Genomic DNA, 13,724 nt, shown 5'->3' on the forward strand with positions numbered 1-13,724 from the left:
ATCGGCCTGTTGCGCCAGGTCGTCGACGGGCGTCTGACGCTGTTCGGCCCGTCCGACACCCGGGTCAGCATCGCGCGGCTGGAACGCGCTACGCCTCGCCGACGACCACGGCCGCCTGGACAACCGCCTGCTCGCGCGCGACAGCCTGGCGAAGCTGCTCCTGGAGAGCGGGGGGCTGAGCGAGGCCGCCGAGCTGGCCGCGCAGGCTGCCCACCTTGCCGGCACCGAGCATGGCGACGACAGCATCGAGACGATCCGGGCCAGCCCCAGGATGTCGGCGGCCAGGGTCAGCGGCCAGCTCGAAGTGCAGGATCCCGTCGGCGACAACCAGTGCGACTGTGCTCACGTCCGAAATTGAACGCATCATGTCGTTCCAGACACTCGTGCGGGCGTCGGCGCCGTCGCCACGATATTCGGGTGGATCTTTCCGGTAAGGCAGAGCTGATGGGAACGGGCACGGTCACGGTCTTCGGCGCGTACGGACACACGGGCCGCTTCGCCGTGGCGGAGCTACTGGAGCGCGGGTTCGTCCCCGTTCTGGCCGGCCGGGACGGCCGACAAACTACGCGTGCCGGCGACCCTGAAGTGGTCCTCCCCGAGCCGATGGGCACCACTCGCCGTGGAGGCCGTTCACCGGATCCTCACCGGCAGGACCAACCCGTCGGGGTCGCTTCTGCGGGAGAGATCTTCGATGCGCTGGGCTTCATGGAGGGGCTGTCGCCCCACATCGTGGTCGAACTCGACCACCAGACTGAGCCCGCCGTGTCGTGAGCCGAGGGAGTCTGTACCCCGACACAGGTCAGCGCGGCCAGATCCGTGCATCTTCGCACTTCGGGCGCCGGTGCCGATCGCGAGGCCGAGAGCCATTAAGGATCAGCGTTGTGAGAGGGAAGTGACATGCGCGCTATCAGTCAGGACGTTCTGGGCGGTCCCGAGGTGCTGAAGGAGGTTGAGCTGGAGCGGCCGGTGCCCGGCCCGAGCGAGGTGCTGGTCAAGGTATGCGCGGCGGGCGTCAACCCGACCGACTGGATACACCGGGCCACGGGCCTCATCCTGGGCGAGCCGCCGTTCGTGCTCGGTTGGGATGTATCGGGCGTGGTGGAGGCGGTGGGCCTGGGTGTGACGATCCACCGCCCGGGCGACGAGGTGTTCGGCATGCTGAAGTACCCGTACGGGAACGGGTCGCACGCCGAGTACGTCGTTTCGGCGGCGCGCCACCTGGTGCGCAAACCCACGAACATCGACCACGTGCAGGCCGCGGCGCTGCCCGTGGCGGGGCTCACCGCCTGGCAGGCGCTGGTGGACACCGCGGACCTCAGGCAGGGGCAGCGGGTGCTGATCCATGCCGCGGCAGGCGGGGTCGGCCATCTGGCCGTACAAATCGCCAAGGCACGCGGCGCGTACGTCATCGGCACCGCCAGCGCGCTCAAGCACGACTTCGTCCGCGGACTGGGGGCGGACGAGGTGATCGACTATACGAAGGACAACTTCGCCGAGTCCGTGCGGGACGTGGACGTCGTGCTGGACGGCGTCGGCGGCGAATACGGACCGCGCTCGCTGCGGACTCTGCGCAAGGGTGGCATCCTCGTCGCGATCGTGAACCACGTCAGGGACTTGGATGTCGAGCGATATGGGATCCGTGCCGAGGAGATGCTCGTCGAGGCCGACCACGAGTCCATGAAGCACGTCGCGGCGCTGGCTGAGGCGGGACGGCTGCGCGCCGCGATCGACTCGGCATTCCCGCTGGCGGACGCGGCCAAAGCTCACGAGCGCGGGGAGACCGGCCGGGTCAGGGGCAAGATCGTCCTCACGGTGTGAGTCAGGCCGGGGCGAAGCGGCGTAGGCATGGATCATCCCGGTGCCGCCCCTACCGCCAGAACCGTTCCGGCCAGGGAAGCGGCCAGGACGTCTCCGACCGTCTCGGCGCGGTAGAACTTGCGGACGGTCTCCTTGGCCAGACCGAGTTCACGCATGAGCGGCTTGGTGTGCCTTTGCCCTCGGCTTTCAAGGCCTGGACCTGGGCATAGCGCTCGCGCGTGCGCATCACGATGGTCTTGGTTTCGGCGCGAGTGGTGGCCACCGACGGCACCGCCACGGCGGCACATCGGTGCAGCGCGTCAGCGTCTGAGGAGGACGACCCGCGGCGGACCAGCTGTCTCGAGGTCCGCCGCGGGTCGTCCATCGAAGTCGTCTTTCAGGCGTCTGTCACGACTCGCCCGGCAGTCCCCGTTCCTCGTTTGCGGAACGACAGACGTCGCGTGCATCCGCGCTGACTCAGAGGTCATTCCGGTCAAGAGGAAGACGGCCGGGACCGGGACAGGAAGCGCCGTGGGCGATGAGCCCACGGCTCGCGGTCAGGTCCGGAATGCGATGCGGTAGGCCCGGATGACGGTCTGTTCGACGGTGTTGCCCGCGGTGTCGGCGGCCTTGGCGCGCAGGGAGACGAACCCCACCGCGGCAGGGTGGTTCACCGTAACCTGGCCCTTGCGGATCTGGGCCGGGCTCCAGGTGACGCCGTCGTCGAAAGAGACCTCCACAGTGAGGTGGCGCACCCCGCCGGCGGTCGAGCCCGGCTGTCGTTCCAGGCGGACCGGAATCCGGTAGGTCCCGCCGCCGGGTGCGGTGTTACGGGCGTCCAGCGCGGGGGAGAAGCGGACGACAGAGACCGGCAGCGGCAGCCGGTGGTCGCTCTCGGCGTACTCGGAGCGGAACGTCCAGGCGGTGAAGGTGCGGGTCGACAGGGTGGCAGGGGCGCCCCGTTCGGTCTCCACCACCAGCCGGTAGTCCGCCCCGCCGGGCGGGACGCGGAAACCCCTCCCTCCGAGCTCGGGATGTTCGGCGACCAGGACGCCGTCGCGGTAGAGCGCCGTGCGCGCCCGGGTCGTCGCCCCGCGGCCGGCGTGTCCGGCGCCGTCGCCGTACATCGGGACGTTCGCCCAGATGTAGTCTCCCGCCCGGGTCAGCCCGCCGGAGTCCTCGTCCGCTTCGTCCGCCGGGACCAGGACGGGAGAGAAGACGCCTCGGTTCCACGATTCCCGGTAGGTGCGACGGGGCGTGTAGTCGGTGAGCGGCGATTCGAGGGCGGTCTCCCCGCCGTCGGGGCCGTGCTCCCAGAAGAAGCGCCGCCACCGCGCTCCGCCATCGGTGTTGACGTACTCGGTGCGGACCGACGGAGTGGTGAACCTGGTTGCGGTCAGGAGATCGGAAATCCGCCTGCCGGGCAGCACGGCGCCGCTGGCGGCGCGGCCCTGGTCGCCGGTCAGGTGGGCGGCGTAGTCGGTGCGGATGGCCGCCAGGTCACGGCCGGCGACCTCGCGGCGGAACCCGGTGACCATGCCGCCGTCGTGGAACCACGCGAGATCGTAGACGCGGAGGCTGTTGGCGGTGCTCCCGTCGGCACCGGTCTGCGCCCACGTCCCGCCGACTTTGGTCACCACCCTGTCGTAGGTCCGGTCGGAGCCGAGCTGCGCCGTCGCCATGTTCTCGAACCGATTCGATGTGAGGTGATGGGATGACGTCCCGTCGTCGTAGGTCACCTGGGCGCCGACCTGCACGGCCGACGGGTTGGGCACAGTGACCGAGATCGGCTTGCCCAGACGGGCGTCCAGCTCCAGGGTCTGGTCCTCGGTGAGGTCCAGGTCCGGGTGGACCAGGTGGGTGGTGTGCTCGCCGTCGAAGAGGTCGCTCCTCACCATCCATCTGCCCTTCGGCAGCCGGACCGTGACGGAGCTGTCGTCGGGGTCCCGCACGGGGATCTCGTTGAAGAGGCCGGAGGGGTTGGCCTGGCGCAGGGTGGTGAGGTAGTGAACGGTCGGACTGCCGTCGCGGCCGGTGTGCTTGAGCGTCAGCGCGTACGTCTCTTTCTCGTTCTCCACCGCCAGCGGCGTGCTCACCCGGACGTCGCCGTCGCCGCGGGCGACAAGGTGGCCGCCGAGGTCGCCCACCGGGGCTTTGGCGGTGTCGGCGGTGATCGAGACGTCGGCCTGCCCGCCCGCGGGCACCGTGACGGTAGCGGGACTCACCGTGAACGGCTTCGCATCGCCCTGGTTCTCCACGGACAGCTCAAGGGAAACCGGGGTGGTGCCGGGGTTGTGGTAGGTGAGCGTCCTGGTGAGGGGCTCATCGTCGTCGTGTGGCCATTGCTGCACGCCGAAGCTGACGCCGCCGGGTTCGGCGGTCACCGGCTGGGCCGTGGCCCGCGCCACGTCGACGCGGCCGGCGCCCTGGTCGAAGACGCCCAGCGCAGGGTTCGGGAGCGCCGATCCCATCAGCGCCGCCTTGAGCGTGCCCGCGCTCCAGTCCGGGTGCTGCCCGGCCAGGATCGCCGCGGCCCCCGCGACGTGCGGGGTGGCCATCGAGGTGCCGGACATCGAGGTGTAGGAGCCGTCGCCGTGCGATGCGTCCTTGGCGCGCGCGGCGACGATGTCCACCCCGGGCGCGGTGATCTCGGGTTTGAGCGCCGAGTCGCCGGTGCGCGGCCCCCGGCTGGAGAAGTCGGCCAGCGCGTCGGACTTGGTGACGGCGCCGACCGCCAGGGCCGCGTCGGCGCTGGCCGGTGACTCCACCGACCGCTCGTTGCCACTGTTGCCCGCGGCAATCACGAAGAGTGTGCCGTAGCGCTGGGTGAGCGTCGCCACCGCCGACTCCAGCGGGTCGATCTCGACGGAGTCGGTGCCGCCCAGGCTGAGGTTGACCACCTTCGCGCCCTGGTCGCCGGCCCACTGCATGCCCGCCAGAACCGCCGACTCCTCGCAGAAGATCTCGCAGACCTTGCCGGCCAGGATGGTGGCGCCGGGGGCGACCCCCTTGTACTTCCCGGCGGAGGCCGCGCCACTGCCGGCGATGGTGGAGGCTATGTGGGTGCCGTGCCCGTTTCGGTCAACGGCATCGGGGGCCCCGGTGAAGTTGGCCTGCGCGCCCACCCGGTCGGCCAGATCGGGGTGGGTGGCGTCCACGCCGGTGTCGAGCACCGCGACCTTCACGCCGGCGCCCGTGTGCCCGCTCTCCCACGCGGCGGGCGCGCCTATCTGCTTGACGCTGACGTCCAGCGTGGGCTTGCGCAGGCCGTCCAGCCAGATCTTCGTCGCGCCGCCGGACAGGGCCCTCCCGCCGCCGGTGACGCCGTTCCAGAACCGGACCCGGTCCTTCTTCGCTGTTCGGACGGCCAGGCCGTCCACCGCGGTCAATTCCCGGGCCACCCGGGCGCCGCCCGCGGTCATGGTCGAGCGCAGCCCGCCTGCGACTGCCGGGCCCGAACGGGTCACGATGAGCGGCAGGGAGTCGCGGCGGTCGTCGTAGCCGAACTCGACGAGCGTCGTCACGTCGAACAGTCGTGGATCAAGTCGTCCCTGGCGCAGCAGCGTGGCGGCGTCGCTGGGCAAGACTCGCAGCCGCCCGTCCCGCTCGTCGGTGACGAAGGAGATCCCGGTGCGGCCCTCGCCCCGTTCGACCAGGACGCCGTTCGAGCCGGTCAGCGTCACCCGGTCTCCGGTGATCAGGGTGACGGTGACCGGGGCGGTGCCTTCGCCGGTCGGCCGTGCCGGCGTGGGGCCGCCCTCGGCCGTTGCCTGCGGCGCGGCGAGCGCCATCATCACGAACCCCGCCACCAGCGCGCCCGCCGTTCGTCGTCTGCTTGTCATGTCGTCCTTCCAGCCGGAGTCCATCTGGCCGCCTCGAATGACGGACCACATGTACTCCGCCGGATACGCCTGCGGCTTTCACCGGCGGGATCGCCGGCGGCGGAGCGACGTCCTGGATGGACGCCGGGTCGGTTCGCCGTACGGATCGCGATGACCGATGAGCCGACCTGGCTGAGAACGGTGTCGCGGCGGCCGGCGTGAAAGCAGAATGCCCCATCGGTTGAGTAAGGGGTGTGACTGCCAATATGACGGCTCCGGATCTCACCGAACCATCGGAGACGATCAGCGACGCGGCCCTGCTGGAGTTGTCGCGCCGAAGACCCGAGCGGTTCGGGGAGATCTATGACCGGTACGTGAGCGAGATTCACGCGTACCTGGGACGGCGACTCGACCGGCAGGCCGCCGACGATCTCACCGCGGAGGTCTTCCTGGCCGCGTTCAGGAAGCGCGAGGCGTTCGATCCCGAGCGTGGAGAGGTCCGCCCGTGGCTGTACGGCTTCGCCACCAACCTGATCTCGTCGCACCGGCGTACCGAGACCAGGCGGCTGGCCGCGCTGCAACGCAGCGCCATCGGACACGACGGCGCAGAGCACGGACACGAGGACCGCGTGGTCACCCGCGTCGACGCCGTGAGCGCACAGGGGCGGCTCGCGGCCGAGCTGCGCGCGCTGTCCGACGGAGACAGGGACGTGCTGCTGCTGAGCGCGCTGGGCGAGCTGAGTCATGAAGAGGTGGCCAAGGTGCTGGACATCCCGTACGGCACCGTCGGATCCCGTCTGTCGCGGGTGCGCAGGAAGCTTCGTGCCGCCTTGGGCGGCGTCAACCCCTTGCTTGGAGGTTCTGATGGATGACTATCAGGCGGTGCGGGAGCTGCTGCCCGCGCCGCCCCTGACGCCCGATGTCGAGCGGGCCGGGCGCGAGCGGCTGACCGCCGCGTTCGCCCAGGAGCGGGTACGGCGGGGCCGCAGGGCCGCCAGGTGGAGCGCGTTGGGGCTCAGCCTGGCCGGGGCCGCCGCAGCGGCGGCCATCGTGATCGCGCCGACGGCACCCCCGAAAGCGCCTGCCATCTCTGGCACGGTAACTCAAGCCGATGGCAAGCGGTTCTTGCTGGTCGCGGCGGCCTCGGTGGCTTCCATGCCTGACGAGGGCGCGTGGTGGGGCCGTACGGAGGTCACAGGTCGGCAGTTCCGCGAGCCTGGCGGCCGGTACGTCCTGCGCGAGAGCGAGTCGGTCGAGACCTGGATCCCCGCGGATCCTGAAGGGCTCACCTGGTACCGCCAGACACCTCAGGGAATCAGGCCCGCGACGCCCCAGGACGAGGCGGCCTGGCGCGCCGACGGCTCGCCGACGTCATGGACGTACGACAAGACTTCGGAAATGGGACACTCCGGTGTCGTACGGGCGGAGCCTGGCGAGCAGCGGACCTGGTCGACCGAGGACTGGGACTTCCGGATCGTCACAGCGGGCAAGCCGCTGACCAAGATGAGCGAGGTGCCCGACACCCCCGAGGGGCTCGAGACGCTCTTCGACGCCGACGACCTTACGACCGTCGACACCGCGGCGCGGCTGCTGTTCTTCGCGCCGGTGACGAGCGAGAGCAGGGCCGCCGCGTACCGGCTGCTCGCCTCGGCGCCCGGGGTCACCGCCGTCGGGCAGGTGACCGATGCGCTGGGCCGTGCCGGGCAGGCGATCGAGTACGAGTCCGGGGAGTTCGCCCCGCCGAACCACGCGGGGGCGACCAGGACCCGGCTGGTGATCGACCCCGTTTCCGGAAGGCCGCTTTCCATCGAGACCCGTTCCGCCGCGGACGGCCTGCTCCTGACCTACACCGCGATCCAGGACAGCCGCTGGGCGGACGACAACCCGTTGAAGGAGAAGAAATGAGATTCACCCTTGCCGTGGCCGCTGGCCTGATCTTCGCTGGTGTGGCCGCCGTTCCCGCGTCCGCCGACGCGCCGGAGGGGGCGTACTGGCGGGTCGAGACAATCTTCACCACGACTCATCCCCACGCGGTCGGCAGTGGCTACTACCTGACGCAGCGCAGGATCAGCACCGAGTGGCTCTCGCCCGAGGGCAAGAGCTGGAACGGCTTCCGTGAACTGGGCGCGAAGCCCGCGACCGGGAAGGACGAGGCTGCCTGGCGTGCCGATGGGTCGCCGACCACATGGGACTACCGCACGGAGGGCATGAAGATCCATCTGTCCACCAAACCGGACAAGGGCTTCATCGTGGTGGCCAAGGGTCGGCCTGACGGGTTCCGTCTGGGCGAGAAGTTCGTGACCTTCCAGCAGCTTCAGTCACTGCCCACGGACGTCGAGGCGCTCAGGGCGTACCTCGTCGCGGATGTCAACGCCTGGATCGACAAGTCCGCGGAAGAGGCCAAGACCACCGCCCCGAAGGCCACGAAGGACGACTGGCTGGTCAACTTCGACCGATACGTCGCCGAGTGGGCCGCCGAACTCCTGTACGCGAACCCCGCGCCCGACAGGGTCAGGGCCGCCGCCTACCAGGTACTCAAGTCAACCAAGGGCGTCAGCGACCTCGGCCGGGCCGAGGACCCGCTGGGCCGCTCCGGACAGAAGCTTGCCCTGCCCGTCTCCTCCCGCAAGGGTTCGGTGCTCAAGCAGCAGCTCCTGGTGGACACCAAGGCCATGACGCTGCTGGCCGAGTACACCGACCTCAAGGACGGCGGCAAGGCGGTGCTCGGCAAGTCCGGTGTGGAGACGTTCAAAGCCGGTTGGACGGATGACAAGCCCGCCGTTCCAGGCGTCAGCTGACCATTCGCCGCAGCCTTGACGTCGACGTCAAGGCTGCGGCCACCGAAGCCGTCGCCGAGTACAACCTCGGGCTGCTCGACCTGCATCCCGTCGAAGAGACCACCATTCGCGCCTCAGGCCAGCGTCTACCACCAGTTCGACGAATCGATCTCCGGAGTCGTCGAAGAGGCGCGCGAGGGTGTCGGCCTGGCCTCGGCCGACGGCATCGCCATGATGACGGTGGCTAGTTCGGGCATGAGACCAGTGAGCAGATTTTCCGCAAGCCGAGCCCGCAGCCGACCCGTCGAGCGAGGGTCGGTGAGCTGGGAATGGGCGGCCAACGCTCGATCGCCGAGCTCGCCCGCGCGCTGCGCGTCGCCGTCCATGGCCGCGACGGTGGCGCCGTTCCAGCAGGCGGCTCGCAGCGCCCGCGGTGTGCCCAACTGCTCGGCAGCCTCCAGCAGCTGAGCAGCCAGCGCCCGGCACGTGGCCTGTTCTCCACGCTCGATGTAGGCGGCCAGCAGGGTGGCGCCGAGCTCGATGCCCCGGTCGGTCCAGCCTCCGGGCAGCTCTCGGGTGAAGGTGATCTCGCCGATGTGGACGCTGGCCGTCAGGTCGCCCACCTCGCGCAGGCATCGGCACAGCGCCAGGGCGGTCCCGATCCGGTGCTCAGTCTCTTCGCGATCTTCGTAGGCCATCGGCGGCAGCTGCTCATCCAGTGGGGCGAGGACGTTCAGCAGATGCGTCAAGCGCTCGATGGCCTCGGGCAGGTCCCCGTCGGCCTCCAACGCCAAGGCCAGCCCGAGTTCGGCCTGCCGCCACAGGTCGGGGCGACTGCCAACGCCGGATCGGCGACAAGAGCGGCATACTGGGCGAGGGCCTGGGTGGCCATGCCTTGGGCGAGCGCTTCGTCCGCGCTGGCGAGCTCTCGTCTGATTTCCGCGCCGCGGTCGGCGGTGAGCCCATGGTTGAGAATCAGTGGTGGGCACTTCAGCTTGGCGGCCAGTTCCCGCAGTTCTCGAGCTGTGGCATCGACGCCGTCTTCGATCAGCATGAGCCGACGAGCCGACAGTTGGGGCCCGCTGAGCTCTTCCAGAGTCAACCGACGCTGGTGTCGCAGTCCTCGCAGGATCACGCCCATGTGCCTGTCGGTCAACATCCCACCGCCCCTGGTCGCGATCCGTCTCGCCCATGTCGATCAGTGCGAACCGATCGCAGACATAACCCGGTCAAACCGCCACCTCTGGTGGCACATCGCCCAGTGGCTCGACCGGAGTGAGCCGTCCGTCAGCGCAGCATGCCGAAAGGTGATCATGTTGTGGAGCGGCCGATGGACTGTCACAATCGGGCCCGGTCTGCAAGTTGTTCGACCGCGTGTCGACGCATTCAGGAAAGCAGGAGGTTCGCTGTGCGTTCCCGCTTGGGACATCGCGTCCTTGCCCTCAGCGCCCTCATCGTCACCGCGGTATTGGTGACCTCTACGACGGCTTCCGCCGACACCGAGCAGGGCACTGCTCCGACAGTCGTGGGAGCAGTGGGAAATCACTGCTGCTGAGTAGCCGACTGGGCTGGAGCGGTCGCCGCGGCGAGAGCTCTTGTGGCACTGAAACCACCGGGCGGGGGTTGGTGGCCAGGATCTCCTGTCGCTGCGCCAGGCAGTGAAGGAGGTGAGCACGGACAGGTGCCGTTTCCAGGTGGCGGCGGCCGCGCGTCCCATCAGTTCATCACGGCGGCGTAATCCTCGGGCGGTATGTCGCCCAGCGACTCACTCCGCATCGGGGGTCCGGAAGCCGGGGAGCAGTTCCAGTCGCAGGTCGTCCTCCTCAGTGAGGACAAAGGTGCGGCTCTCGCCGGCTCTCAGCTGATCCTTGGTCACGACCGGCAGCAGGTAGTAGCGGTCGTCGCGGGTGAGCAGCAGGCGCAGGCCCGTGTAGAGGTAGCGGTACGTGCCCGATGAGATCTCCTGGCGCGTCACCCCCGGCGCGTCGAGCGCGAGGCCGTCCTTGGCGTAGATCGCCACTTGGGTCCGGTACGGCAGGAGCCGACGAACTCCTGGGCATCCCGCCTACCGCGCTCCTGGGCGTAGACGAAGACGGCCCAGAGCAGGCAGAAGGTGGAGATGACCACGCTGGCGGCGAAGGCGAGCCTGCTGTTCCGCCCGTCGCGGGACGGCCACGTCAGCATCAGCGGGCCGGCGACGGTCGGGGCGAGGACCAGGTAGGTGTTGATCCGCCACCTGGTCAGCGCGGCGACGGCGAGGACCATCCCCGCGAGCGTGACCACGGCGCCGGCGAATCTGACGTTCGTCACGACCCGCACGGGCCGCCAGCCCATCAGGCGGCGACCTGCGTGCCGGACCCGCGCCGGTAGCAGCCGCGAGAGCTCGGCGCGGTGGGCGGCGGCGGAGAGCAGGAGAGGGATGGCGGCCATCCACGGCAGGAAGACGTGCGAGAAGACATTGAGGCCGCGCAGGATGTACTCGTCGGCGCCGAATCCCATGTCGGTCGCCTTGACGTTGAAGGTCATCAGGTAGCCATCCAGGAAGGCCCAGCCCATGTAGAGGAGCACGGCGGCGCTGACGGTGAGCAGCATGGTGATCAGCCCGATGGCATCGAACGGGCGCGGCGGCGAGGAGCGGTTTCCCCTGCGGTACGTCATGTGCGGCCGTCAGGGACCGGACGTGGTGGGCGGCGGTTTGGGATCCGGGTCTGACGGTGGCGGAGTGTCGGGTGTCGTCTCGGATGACGGTTGGCCAGTGGGAACCGTGATGGTCGGATTGTCGGGTGGGGACGTGCGAACGGAGGGGCAGGGCACGGGCACGTCGTCACCTTCACCGGTGGGGCACGGCCGGTGCTTCGAGCGAGTGGGCTTGTGGGTGGGCCGGTCCGTGGGTTCATCCGTGCGCTCGGGGCCGCACGGAGCCATTTACAAGCGGCGGATATTACGCCGGTAACTGGATGGCGGAGTGAGTGGCCGGGTTCGGGGGAAATTTCATGCCCAGCACGGTCCTTTTCCACGCTGACACCACCTTCGAAACCGCCGCCACCAGCGCCCAGGCCCCGGCCGTCTACGACGGCAAACTCCACCTCGTCCACCGCGGCGGCGGCATCCTGTAAACCCCTACTCCTGCAAGCCCAACGGCCCCCGAACACCGGGGGCCGTTGTCGCACGCCTGGGTTGACAGCGCCGGCCTCGCCCTTCACGACCGCAGACCCGACAGTGCTTCCATCCCGATCGGTGACCCTGCGCGGTGCGCCACTACGGCCGTTATCTTAGGTTATCGAGCGAACTGGCTGGTCAACCGCCTGAAGGTCAGTAAGCCAAGTAAGGCATGTAGGTGGGCCCGGCTGCTGCGCTGACGGATCGCTGTGCGCGGCGTTGGTGGTGATGGGTTGGCATTTCGCCGCCCGGGGTGAGCATGGGTGGGCGATCGCCTGCCGGCTCGTGCCGGTCGGCGTGCTGGCCGGGTTCGCCAGCTCCTCGGCCACCGTGATGGCCGTCACCGCCGGAGCGGGGTTGGGGCTGATCTGGCTGGCCATGGTCTCAGCCCGGGTGCGCGCTTCGGTTGACCCGTAGGCGGTGCCGCACCTCTGAAAGAAGGGCAGCAGGCCCCTGCAGAGGCCCGGCCGCCTGGGCTTGTCAGAGGGGGCCCAGATCGCGGACGACCTGGGCGAAGGCGCGGATCATGTCGTTCTCCGCATCACCACGCCAAACCAGACCGAAGTCCAGCGCGGCCATGTCGGGGATGGGCAGATAGACGATGTCCGGCCGACTCCAGTAACGGGCCACGTGCGCGGGGAAGGCGTTGACGGTCTCACCGGCGCTGATGAGGGCGAAGACGTCGTCGGTGGTCTCGATCTCCGGCCCGCGCTCGATGCGGTAGCCCCTGGGCGTATGCAACGGCATGTAGGTTTCCGCCCAGTAGTCGGGGGCCGGCGTGCCGCGCGCGACCTGGAAGTCGCCGAGCATCTCGATCGTGGCCGAGGTGCGGCCGGCCAGCTCGTGGTCGACGGACACGGTCAGCACCCGGGCGTCGGAGAACATCGTCGGCCCCACCACCAGGTCGGGCTCCAGCACGGGTAGCCAGGTGACCAGCATGTCGATCTCGCCCCGGCGCAGCCCGGCGAAGGGGTCGAGGAACGGGGCGTTCTGCAGGCGCAGGCCCCACTGCGGGTGGCGGGTGCGGAAGGTCTCCCAGTAGCGGCGCAGGTCGTGGGCGTTGCCGTTGATCATGCCGATGCGCAGCACGGCGGTCTTGCCCTGGGCGGCCAGCCTGGCACGTTCCATGCTGTCCTTCAGGCCCTGGTAGATCGGTGCCAGGTCCTGCCGGAGTTGGTGACCGGCGGGCGTCAGCCGTACGTTGCGGCTGTCGCGGTAGAACAGCTCGCCGCCGATGCCTCGTTCCTGCTTTTTGATCGCCTGGCTCACCCTGGCCACGGACACGTGGAGCCGCTCGGCGGTACGGCCGAAGTGCAGCAGCTCGGCCAGGGTCAGGAAGATCTCGATATCACGCAGCTCCACGGTGTCCCCCTCTCGTCAATCGGAGGAGAAGAGTGACATAGGCGCACCATCCATCGCAAAACGGACGCCTTCATGGGAGGGGCGCTCCGGGAGGCGTCAGGCCAGGTCACCGGGCGCAGCCAGATCGCGCGCGTGTCCAGATCGGTCCGCAGATTGACCACCGGCGGCACTTCGCGGGCCTGCATCGCCGGGACTCTTTGGGTGCGTGTCGGCCCGCACGAGGTGCCCGCCCCCACAGCGATCGTTATCTGGGGTCATCCCGCCCTTCCTGCAGGTCAGAGAGGTCGAGAAGATCCACAGGGCGCCAAGAACACCACCTATCCGCGCTGCAGCGGCGGCGGCCGCGCCTGCCCGCCGGAAGACAGCGGCGGCCCCGAAGGCTACGAAGACACATGCGGACCCTGCGCCACCGCAAGGGCTGGAAATACCAGGTGGCCAAGCACATCGTCGGCACCACCAGGTGGGACCCGGCCAAATGGGATCGCGCCGAGGTCAACGCCGACCTGGGCAAGCTCGCCAAGCTGTGGGCCAAGCGCGCTGCCGCCAAGGCCAAGCAGCAGGCCAAGGAGGCGAAGGAAGCGGAGGCGAAGGAGAGGCGAGAGAGAAGGCGGCGGCCACCGAGCCCGCCGCCGCCCCACCGAGACCGCCTCCCGCGCGGCACGGCTACGCGAGCGCCTGGCCGACGACGCGGCCGCCGCCCGCCAGCTGGCCGACTAGGGCGCGTATCGAGTCGTGATCAAGTGGTGGTCCGGGTGAGGTGCTTGACCCAGATCATTGAGGCGCGCAGATGGAGGCCGGCGAGGTAGCT

16 protein-coding genes are annotated in these 13,724 nt (G+C 69.4%); 8 read left to right on the top strand and 8 right to left on the bottom strand.

What is annotated here, in order from left to right; all coding sequences use genetic code 11:
- Window positions 1-88: 88 nt before the first annotated feature.
- Complete coding sequence (locus AB0B45_RS48320; RefSeq protein WP_358145265.1) at window positions 89-346, bottom strand: hypothetical protein; 258 nt, start codon at window positions 344-346, stop codon at window positions 89-91.
- Between the two features lie 98 nt (window positions 347-444).
- On the opposite strand from AB0B45_RS48320, the gene AB0B45_RS48325 reads away from it, so the two are divergent.
- Both AB0B45_RS48325 and AB0B45_RS48330 read left to right on the top strand, forming a co-directional pair.
- Window positions 445-771 (top strand): hypothetical protein, encoded by a 327-nt coding sequence (locus AB0B45_RS48325; protein ID WP_358145267.1) that lies wholly within the window; start codon window positions 445-447, stop codon window positions 769-771.
- 126 nt (window positions 772-897) lie between these two features.
- Window positions 898-1,818 (top strand): NADP-dependent oxidoreductase, encoded by a 921-nt coding sequence (locus AB0B45_RS48330; protein WP_358145269.1) that lies wholly within the window; start codon window positions 898-900, stop codon window positions 1,816-1,818.
- 32 nt (window positions 1,819-1,850) lie between these two features.
- On the opposite strand, the gene AB0B45_RS48335 is transcribed toward AB0B45_RS48330, so the two are convergent.
- The gene (locus AB0B45_RS48335) at window positions 1,851-1,973 is read right to left on the bottom strand and encodes a hypothetical protein (RefSeq protein WP_358145271.1); all 123 of its coding nucleotides are present in this window, start codon (window positions 1,971-1,973) and stop codon (window positions 1,851-1,853) included.
- Window positions 1,974-2,354: 381 nt separating this feature from the next.
- The gene (locus AB0B45_RS48340; protein ID WP_358145273.1) at window positions 2,355-5,639 is read right to left on the bottom strand and encodes a S8 family serine peptidase; all 3,285 of its coding nucleotides are present in this window, start codon (window positions 5,637-5,639) and stop codon (window positions 2,355-2,357) included.
- Between the two features lie 245 nt (window positions 5,640-5,884).
- Between AB0B45_RS48340 and AB0B45_RS48345 the strand changes: the two genes are divergently transcribed.
- From AB0B45_RS48345 to AB0B45_RS48355, 3 genes are read left to right on the top strand one after another with little or no spacing between them, the layout of a single operon-like run.
- Window positions 5,885-6,490, top strand: coding sequence for an RNA polymerase sigma factor (locus tag AB0B45_RS48345; RefSeq protein ID WP_358145276.1), 606 nt, complete (start codon window positions 5,885-5,887; stop codon window positions 6,488-6,490).
- Window positions 6,483-7,523 (top strand): hypothetical protein, encoded by a 1,041-nt coding sequence (locus AB0B45_RS48350; RefSeq protein ID WP_358145278.1) that lies wholly within the window; start codon window positions 6,483-6,485, stop codon window positions 7,521-7,523. Before AB0B45_RS48345 ends, AB0B45_RS48350 begins: the two co-directional genes overlap by 8 nt.
- On the top strand, window positions 7,520-8,416 hold the full coding sequence (locus AB0B45_RS48355) for a hypothetical protein (protein WP_358145280.1): 897 nt from the start codon (window positions 7,520-7,522) through the stop codon (window positions 8,414-8,416). The genes AB0B45_RS48350 and AB0B45_RS48355 overlap by 4 nt, the downstream gene beginning before the upstream one ends.
- Window positions 8,417-8,541: 125 nt before the next feature.
- On the opposite strand, the gene AB0B45_RS48360 is transcribed toward AB0B45_RS48355, so the two are convergent.
- The 4 genes from AB0B45_RS48360 to AB0B45_RS48375 all read right to left on the bottom strand — a co-directional run bounded on the left by AB0B45_RS48360 (window position 8,542) and on the right by AB0B45_RS48375 (window position 11,053).
- Window positions 8,542-9,144, bottom strand: coding sequence for a hypothetical protein (locus tag AB0B45_RS48360; protein WP_358145282.1), 603 nt, complete (start codon window positions 9,142-9,144; stop codon window positions 8,542-8,544).
- Window positions 9,141-9,449 (bottom strand): hypothetical protein, encoded by a 309-nt coding sequence (locus AB0B45_RS48365; RefSeq protein ID WP_358145284.1) that lies wholly within the window; start codon window positions 9,447-9,449, stop codon window positions 9,141-9,143. The genes AB0B45_RS48360 and AB0B45_RS48365 overlap by 4 nt, the downstream gene beginning before the upstream one ends.
- 711 nt (window positions 9,450-10,160) lie before the next feature.
- The gene (locus AB0B45_RS48370) at window positions 10,161-10,415 is read right to left on the bottom strand and encodes a hypothetical protein (RefSeq protein WP_358145286.1); all 255 of its coding nucleotides are present in this window, start codon (window positions 10,413-10,415) and stop codon (window positions 10,161-10,163) included.
- On the bottom strand, window positions 10,367-11,053 hold the full coding sequence (locus AB0B45_RS48375) for a hypothetical protein (RefSeq protein ID WP_358145289.1): 687 nt from the start codon (window positions 11,051-11,053) through the stop codon (window positions 10,367-10,369). Before AB0B45_RS48375 ends, AB0B45_RS48370 begins: the two co-directional genes overlap by 49 nt.
- Window positions 11,054-11,388: 335 nt before the next feature.
- Between AB0B45_RS48375 and AB0B45_RS48380 the strand changes: the two genes are divergently transcribed.
- On the top strand, window positions 11,389-11,511 hold the full coding sequence (locus AB0B45_RS48380) for a hypothetical protein (RefSeq protein WP_358145291.1): 123 nt from the start codon (window positions 11,389-11,391) through the stop codon (window positions 11,509-11,511).
- A 271-nt stretch (window positions 11,512-11,782) separates the two neighbouring features.
- The gene (locus AB0B45_RS48385; RefSeq protein ID WP_358145293.1) at window positions 11,783-11,971 is read left to right on the top strand and encodes a hypothetical protein; all 189 of its coding nucleotides are present in this window, start codon (window positions 11,783-11,785) and stop codon (window positions 11,969-11,971) included.
- Window positions 11,972-12,034: 63 nt separating this feature from the next.
- On the opposite strand, the gene AB0B45_RS48390 is transcribed toward AB0B45_RS48385, so the two are convergent.
- Entirely contained in the window at window positions 12,035-12,916 is an 882-nt protein-coding gene (locus tag AB0B45_RS48390) for a LysR family transcriptional regulator (protein ID WP_358145295.1), read from the bottom strand.
- A 72-nt stretch (window positions 12,917-12,988) separates the two neighbouring features.
- On the opposite strand from AB0B45_RS48390, the gene AB0B45_RS48395 reads away from it, so the two are divergent.
- Window positions 12,989-13,633, top strand: a complete 645-nt coding sequence (locus tag AB0B45_RS48395) for a hypothetical protein (protein WP_358145297.1) — start codon at window positions 12,989-12,991, stop codon at window positions 13,631-13,633.
- Window positions 13,634-13,724 lie beyond the last annotated feature (91 nt).

It is taken from the genome of Nonomuraea sp. NPDC049152 (assembly GCF_040648355.1).
GTDB lineage: Bacteria > Actinomycetota > Actinomycetes > Streptosporangiales > Streptosporangiaceae > Nonomuraea.